Source organism: Gordonia sp. (in: high G+C Gram-positive bacteria), assembly GCF_012515855.1.
Classification (GTDB): domain Bacteria; phylum Actinomycetota; class Actinomycetes; order Mycobacteriales; family Mycobacteriaceae; genus Gordonia.
This window is the reverse complement of record NZ_JAAYXO010000247.1, coordinates 1-7,064: the sequence shown is the minus strand read 5'-3', so window position 1 is coordinate 7,064 and position 7,064 is coordinate 1. Positions and strand designations below refer to the sequence as shown.

Sequence of the window (7,064 nt, the reverse complement as noted above, 5' to 3'; positions counted from 1 at the left end):
GCGGGCACCGGCGTGAAGCGGGTGCTGATCTTTCCGTTCAACTTCGGCGAGATCTCGTTGATGAAGCCGAGAACCTCGGAGCGTTCGGCTCCGGTGTACGGGGTGGGCTGGTAGTCGTTGTAGTCCGGGACCGAGGACAGTCGCGTGGGGATCACGCGGAACGAGCTGTCGGCGACCTTCCCGTCGCGGACGTTGAACTTGGTCTGCAGCACCATGGTCCGCTTGTCGGAGGGGTTGGTGTTGCCGCCGAAGGAGAAGTTGCCGAGCGAGTAGGCGGTGAGTTTGCCCTTGTACGTCGACATCGACTGCAGCACATGCGGATGCGTGCCGATGACGGCGTCCGCACCGTTGTCGATGGCGAACTGGGCGAGCTCGGTCTGCACGTCGTAGGGGCGGTTCTCGGACTCGATGCCCCAGTGGAAGTAGGGGAGCACCACCTGGGCGCCGCGCTTGCGGAGCGAAGCGAAGTCGCTCTTGATCTTCTTCCGGATCTCCGGGGTGTCGAGCCAGGTCTGATAGCCGACCAGGCCGATCTTGACGCCCTTGACGTCGCGGATCAGCGAGTAGTCGTAGTCGGACCCCTCGCTCTCCGAACCGGTCCCGAAGTACTCGACGCCGGCCTTCTCGAGTGCGGCGAGGGTGTCGTCGAAGCCCTTCTGTCGATAGTCGAAGGTGTGGTTGTTGGCCAGGGTGACCGCCTCGATGCCGCCGGCGGTGAGCGTCTTCGCGAGGGCGGGTTCGCCGAAGAAGTGATAGGTCTCGCCGTCGCCCTTGTAGCGCTCGGTGCGCTGCGAGGTGAGCGCGACCTCGAAGTTGGCCACCGTGAGGTCGTCCTTCGTGAAGTACTTGGCGACGTTGCGGAAGAAGTAGTCCGGAGCCTTGTTATTGGCTGCCCAGACTTCGGGGAGGGTGCCGCCGCCGAAATCGGCGTCGGTGCCGAGGATGTTGTCGCCGGTCCAGCTGATGGTGATGGTCTCGTTCGACGATGCCGGGGCGGACGAGCTCTCCGTGGCTCCTGCCGGGGCTGATGAGGCGGAGACGGCGGTCGGTGCTGTGGTGTCGGAGACGTTGCTGTCACTGCTGCAGGCGGTCATTGCGAGTACCGCGGCGAGAGGAACGGAAAGAAGGCAGAATTTACGACTCAACACTCCGTCCAGTAAAGCGGTGAACCGGGCAAAAGGCAGTCGGGTGAACGGTCGAACTATTTCCGGCAGAATTTCTTCCGAAAGCCTGTCGATCCGAGTCGATCCCGTTCGACGACATGGTGAGCGGCGATGAACCCGCGCCGCCCGCACCGAACATCCCACATCGAACAAATCAAGGAGCAGACGATGAAGTACATGCTGATCATGCGAGTCATCAACGACGCGGCCGTCGAGGCCGCGAAGGAGATCCCGTTCGAGGAGATGATCAACCGGATGGGCGCCTACAACGAGCAGCTGATCAACGCCGGAGTCCTGCTGGCCGGTGAGGGACTGTCGGACGCGGCCGAGGGCGCCGTCGTCGACTTCTCGAGCGACGACCCGATCGTCACCGACGGGCCCTACGGTGAGATCCACGAACTGTTCAACGGCTTCTGGATTCTGCAGGTGGCGTCGAAGGAGGAGGCCATCCAGTGGGCGCGGCGCTGCCCGCTGGGCCCGGGGACCAAGCTGGAGATCCGCCGCGTCACCGACGAGAGCGACTTCGCAGACTTCGCCGACAACGAGTACATCCAGAAGGAAGTCGGCTGGCGCGAAGAACTGGGGCAGTGACCGACCTGACCGCCACCCTGGATGCGGTGTGGCGGTCAGAAGGCGGCCACGTGATCGCCTCGCTGGCGGCGATGACCGGCGATCTCGCTGCGGCGGAAGATCTGGCGCAAGAGGCGTTCGCCGCGGCCATGGCCCAATGGCCCGACACCGGTGTCCCGCGCAACCCCGGCGCGTGGCTCACCGCGGTCGCCAAACGCCGCGCTGTGGACGGGTGGCGGCGCGACCAGCGGTTCGAGGAGCATCGCAAGCGGCTGATCGCCGAAGCCGAACGGGCCGAGCCGAGCGACGATCCGGCGTCGCTGGTGGTCGACCGCGAACCGATCGACGACGATCTGTTGCGCCTGCTGTTCACCGCTTGCCATCCGGTTCTGAGTCGGGAGGCGCAGATCGCCCTGACCCTGCGGACCGTCGGCGGCTTGTCGAGCGAAGCCATCGCCCGACTGTTCCTGGTCCCGGTGGCGACGATGCAGGCACGCATCACTCGGGCCAAGAAAGCCCTGACCGCTGCGAAGGTGCCGTTCGAGACCCCGCCGCGCGAGGAGTGGCCGCAGCGACTCGGCGGGGTGCTGCGGGTGATCTACCTGATCTTCACCGAGGGCTACGCGCCGACGTCGGGGACGGCGGTCGTCGCGCCGGACATCGCCGCGGAGGCACTGCGCGTCGGACGTATTCTGGCTGCCCTGGTCCCGGACGAGCCCGAGGCCACTGCGCTGGTGGCGTTGATGGAGTTCCAGGCCTCGCGCTTCGCCGCCCGGGTGGCGCCCGACGGCTCGGCCGTGCTCCTGGAGGACCAGGACCGGCGACGCTGGGACCGGAGTCAGATCACCCGCGGCCGCGACCGCCTGGCTCGCGCCGATGCCCTGGCCCACGATCGAGGCGCCTATGCACTGCAGGCTGCGATCGCCCAGGAGCATGCGCTCGCGGCGTCGGTGGAGCAGACGGACTGGTCGGCGATCGTCGGTCTCTACGACAGTCTGCTGCTCCTCACCGGCAGTCCGGTGGTCGGCCTGAATCGGGCGGTCGCGCTCGCCATGACCGGCGATGTCGACGCCGCGCTCGCGGCGGTCGATGCGATCGCTCACTCGGCCGGATCGGGCGCGTCGCCCCTGGTCCCGAGCGTCCGCGGCGAGCTTCTGCAGCGGGTCGGGCGGTACGACGAGGCCCGTGCCGCACTCGAAGAAGCGGCGGCGGCCATGGCCAACGAGCGGCAGCGAGCCGTCCTCCTCGCCAAAGCCGCCCGGATACCATGGGGCCATGGTTGAGGGATTCGCGGAGGGGTTGGCGTCTGCCGACATCCGGTTGGTCGTCGCCGACATGGACGGCACACTGCTCGACGGCAGCGGGCGCGTCCCCGACGCCTTCTGGCCGATGCTCGACGAACTGACCGCCCGCGGCATCGCGTTCGTTCCCGCCAGCGGCCGCCAGTACTACACGCTCGCAGACATCTTCGCTCGCCACCGGGGCGTTCTCTCGTACGTCGCCGAGAACGGCAGCATGGTGATGCACGGCGGCGACCTGCTGACGTCGTCGATCGTGGATCCGCAGGTCGTCGACGGCGTCCTCGAGACCGTTCGCACCTCCCGCGACCACGGCTACGACCTCCGGCTGATCGTGCACCGCATCGACGGCGCCTTCATCGAATCCGACGATGACGAGTTCATCGGTCACGCCCGCCAGTACTGCGCGCGTCTGGATCACGTGGACGATCAGGCGCAGGTCCCCGGCGACGTGGTGAAACTGGCGATCTACGATTTCGGCGATGCGGAGCAGAGCGCCGCGAATCTGCTCGCTCCCGTCGCGCGGGATCACCAGATGGCTGTCTCCGGCAAACACTGGATCGACGTGACGGCTCCCGGGACCCACAAGGCGATCGGGGTCCGTGCGTTGCAAGGGCTGCTCGGAGCGGGGCCGGCCAACACCGTCGTCTTCGGCGACTATCTGAACGATCTCGAGATGCTCGACGCCGCCGAATGGTCGTTCGCGATGTCCAATGCCCACCCGGAAGTGCGGAACCGCGCCCGTTTCCTGGCCCCGTCGAACGCGGAGGCCGGTGTGGTCAGCGTCTTGCGGCAGATGCTCGACGGTCGGTGAAGGAAGCCCCAGTGAAGGTAACCCTGTGAAACAAGCCCGGGGTCGCGAGATCGGGCTCGCCGTGGTGCTCTCCTCGCTCGCCGGTTATCTCGATGTGGTCGGCTTCATCGTGCTCGGCGGCCAGTTCGTCTCGTTCATGAGCGGCAACACCACCGAGCTCTCGACCTTCCTCGGCAGCGGCGCAGCCACCGGTGCAGGCTCGGTCGCGGTCCTCCTCGGGATGTTCGTGGTCGGTGTGATGCTCGGGGCGGTGGCCGCTCGGTTCGGCGACGCCCGCACCACGGTGCTGACGGTCACCACCGCGCTCCTCGTCGGGACCGCGGCGGCGAGCAGTGTGGTCGATCCGCCGATCGCCGTCATGATCGGCCTGCCGAGCGCGATGGGCGCGATGAACGCGACCTTCCTCCGACAGGGGGAGGTCAGCATCGGCCTCACCTATATGACCGGCGCGCTCGTCAAAGCGGGGCAGCAGTTCGTCGACGCGGTGGCGGGCGGGCCGCGATGGCTCTGGCTGCGGAGCTTGTCGCTGTGGTTCGCGCTCGCGGTCGGCGGCGTCCTCGGCGCGCTCACCCACGGTCTGACCGGGGCGGTGGGGGCGATGTGGATCGGCGCCGGCGTCCTGACCGTCGTCACGATCGCCACGGTGACGGTGCGCAGACGGACCGGGGACTTCGGCCGGGACAGCTCGGTGGTGCGATATCGCGAAGTCCAGGTACTCGGCGAATCGGCTGACCCCGACGCGGTTTCGTAGCATGGTTGCCATGCCATCGGATGAGAAAGACCTGGCCGCACGACTTCTCGACGCGCACGTCGATTTCGAGCGGCGTCGGCTGACCGATCCGGTGGCCTTCGCCGCGGCGGCGGAGGAGGAGATCGATGCCTTCCTCGACGTGGCCGATCACCTCCCACTCGAGGAAGCGGTCTCGCGCGACCTGATCAAGGCCGTTGCCGCCAAGTATGCGATCGGGTTCCCCGTCGAGGGCGCGATCCCCGAACTCGTCGGCCGGGTCGCCTCGCGCCTGTACGGTTCGTCGATCAGCGACGACATTCGGCTCGACGACGTGCTGGACCGTCGTCGGTTCGACGAACTCGCAGCAGGCGTCGCCGATCTGGGACTGTCCCGTCGTGCGGTGCGACGGGTGCTCGACAGTCCGGCGACCGAGGACGTGTGCGTGGAGGCGGTCCAGCGGGCCGTCGACTCCTCGCGGCTGCCGAGCGGCCTGGCGAAGGCCGTCGACTCGGTCGTCGAGCGGGCAGTCCGTCGGGGCGCCCGACGGATCCTGGCGGCGAACAGCGCCGAGTCCGACCACCTGCTCCTGGACGCCGCACGCGAAGTCTGGCTGGCCGGCGCCGACCAGCGTGTGCGCGAGGTGCTCAGCGATTCCGACGTCGAGGACACGGTGGTCCTGGCGTTCGAGTTCTGGCGGACGTTCCGCGAGACGGACTACTTCCGGTCGTTGCTCGCCGAGGGCGTCGACGAGGTGTTCGACACCTACGGCGAGACCCCGCTGTCGGAGTTGCTCGACGAGTTGGGTGTCCGGCGGGCCGACCTGGTGGAAGAGGCGATGCGCTTCGGACCCGCGGTGATCGACCGGCTCGATGCCGACGGTGTGGTCGAGCGTGCTCTGCGTCGTCGACTCGCGCCGTTCTACGAATCGACGGTGTTCGCCGAGATCACGGGGCAGCGGTAGTCGGGAAGCGGTCAGAGGACCTGGGAGAGGAAGGCCTTCAATCGGTCGCTCTTCGCATCGGTGAAGATCTCCTCCGGGGTCCCGGTCTCGACGACCGATCCCTCGTCCATGAACACCACTTGGTCGGCGACGTCGCGGGCGTAGCCCATCTCGTGGGTCACCACGACCATCGTCATGCCCTCCTGCGACAGTTCGGTCATCAGGGCGAGGGCGCCCTTCACCAACTCCGGATCGAGAGCGCTGGTGGCTTCGTCGAAGAACATGATCTGCGGCTTCATCGCGAGGGCTCGAGCGATCGCGACCCGCTGCTGCTGACCACCGGACAGCGTCGACGGCCGTGCGTCGGCCTTGTGTGCGAGTCCCACCGTCTCCAGCTGGGCGACCGCCAACTCCCGAGCCTCGCTCTTGCCCATGCCGAGCAGTTTGCGGGGACCGAGAGCGACGTTGTCGGCGACTGACTTGTGCGGGAACAGATTGAACTGCTGGAACACCATCCCGATCCGCCTGCGGAGCTGATCGGGATCGTCGTCGAGGACGCTGCGACCGTCCACCAGAATGTCGCCCCGCTGCGGCTCGTGCAGCCGGTTCAGGACTCGCAGCAGGGTCGACTTGCCGGAGCCCGACGGGCCGATGACGGTGGTGGTGGTGCCTGCGTCGACGTGAATGTTCACGCCGCGGAGGACGTGATTGTCGCCGAACGACAGATGCAGATCACGACCGGTCAGGGAGACCGCGCCGCGGGTGTCGGCGGTGGGATGCGGCTGCGTCACGATGCTCACGCCTTTCCGGTGCGGAGTCGAGTGTCGATGTAGTTGACCAGATGCGTCAGCGGCACGGTCATCACGAGGTACAGCAGACCCGCGGCGACCAGCGGCGTCAGGTTGCCGCCGTTGGCGTTGAAGTCCTTGCCGACGGCGAACAGGTCGCGCTGGGCCAGGGTGAGGCCCAGGAAGTAGATCAGCGAGGAGTCCTTGATCAGCACGATGAACTGATTCATCAGTGCCGGGAGCACCCGTCGCACGCCCTGGGGGACAACGACCAGCGACATGGAGCTGCGGTAGCGCATGTCGGGGTTGCAACACTCGTTCACGTAAGCTTGGTTGCATGGTCGAACTGGTAGCGCTGAGGAAGACGAACGAGGTGGCGGCCTACGTCCGCGCCTCCATGGACCGCAAGGGCGACCGCTGGACGGTCGATACCCAACTGAGGAAGATCAGGGCACTGGCCGAGGCCAAGGACTGGGACGTGGTCGAGGTCTACGAGGACAACGCTGTGTCAGCGACGAAGAAGCGCCGCGCTGGCACTCGGTGGGCCGAGATGCTGGACGACGCCCGAGCAGGTCGGTTCTCGATGGTGGTCGCCGTGGACATGGACCGGCTCCTGCGCAGCACGAAGGACCTCAACACGCTGATCGACCTCGGCCTGCGCGTCGTCACGGTGGACGGCGAGATCGATCTCTCGACGGCCGACGGAGAGTTCCGGGCGACGATGCTCGCCGCCCTCGCCCGGTTCGAGGCTCGACGCAAGG

8 protein-coding genes and 1 pseudogene are annotated in these 7,064 nt (G+C 67.1%); 6 read left to right on the top strand and 3 right to left on the bottom strand.

All coding sequences use genetic code 11. The annotated features are described in order from the left end of the window. Positions 1–1,094, bottom strand: a 1,094-nt coding sequence (locus GX543_RS17520; RefSeq protein WP_290853780.1) for a CapA family protein, incomplete at its 3' end; no start/stop codon positions are given. Positions 1,095–1,331: 237 nt separating this feature from the next. Here GX543_RS17520 and GX543_RS17515 point away from each other — a divergent pair. Genes GX543_RS17515 through GX543_RS17495 form a run of 5 tightly spaced genes read left to right on the top strand, consistent with a single transcriptional unit; the run spans position 1,332 to position 5,536 of the window. After that, complete coding sequence (locus GX543_RS17515) at positions 1,332–1,754, top strand: YciI family protein (RefSeq protein ID WP_290853777.1); 423 nt, start codon at positions 1,332–1,334, stop codon at positions 1,752–1,754. After that, on the top strand, positions 1,751–3,016 hold the full coding sequence (locus GX543_RS17510) for a DUF6596 domain-containing protein (protein ID WP_290853775.1): 1,266 nt from the start codon (positions 1,751–1,753) through the stop codon (positions 3,014–3,016). Before GX543_RS17515 ends, GX543_RS17510 begins: the two co-directional genes overlap by 4 nt. Further along, positions 3,009–3,845: a Cof-type HAD-IIB family hydrolase gene (locus GX543_RS17505; protein ID WP_290853774.1), complete on the top strand. Its 837-nt coding sequence runs from the start codon at positions 3,009–3,011 to the stop codon at positions 3,843–3,845. Before GX543_RS17510 ends, GX543_RS17505 begins: the two co-directional genes overlap by 8 nt. A 25-nt stretch (positions 3,846–3,870) precedes the next feature. Beyond that, a complete protein-coding gene (locus GX543_RS17500) occupies positions 3,871–4,596 on the top strand; it encodes a YoaK family protein (protein WP_290853773.1) in 726 nt (241 codons plus the stop codon). A 10-nt stretch (positions 4,597–4,606) separates the two neighbouring features. Next, entirely contained in the window at positions 4,607–5,536 is a 930-nt protein-coding gene (locus tag GX543_RS17495) for a hypothetical protein (protein WP_290853771.1), read from the top strand. A gap of 11 nt (positions 5,537–5,547) precedes the next feature. Here GX543_RS17495 and GX543_RS17490 read toward each other — a convergent pair whose 3' ends face one another. Further along, positions 5,548–6,306, bottom strand: coding sequence for an amino acid ABC transporter ATP-binding protein (locus tag GX543_RS17490; protein ID WP_290853770.1), 759 nt, complete (start codon positions 6,304–6,306; stop codon positions 5,548–5,550). A gap of 5 nt (positions 6,307–6,311) precedes the next feature. Beyond that, a pseudogene (locus GX543_RS17485) lies at positions 6,312–6,596 on the bottom strand (ABC transporter permease subunit); the annotation flags it as partial. A 44-nt stretch (positions 6,597–6,640) separates the two neighbouring features. Between GX543_RS17485 and GX543_RS17480 the strand changes: the two are divergent. Then, positions 6,641–7,064, top strand: a 424-nt coding sequence (locus GX543_RS17480; RefSeq protein ID WP_290853769.1) for a recombinase family protein, incomplete at its 3' end; no start/stop codon positions are given.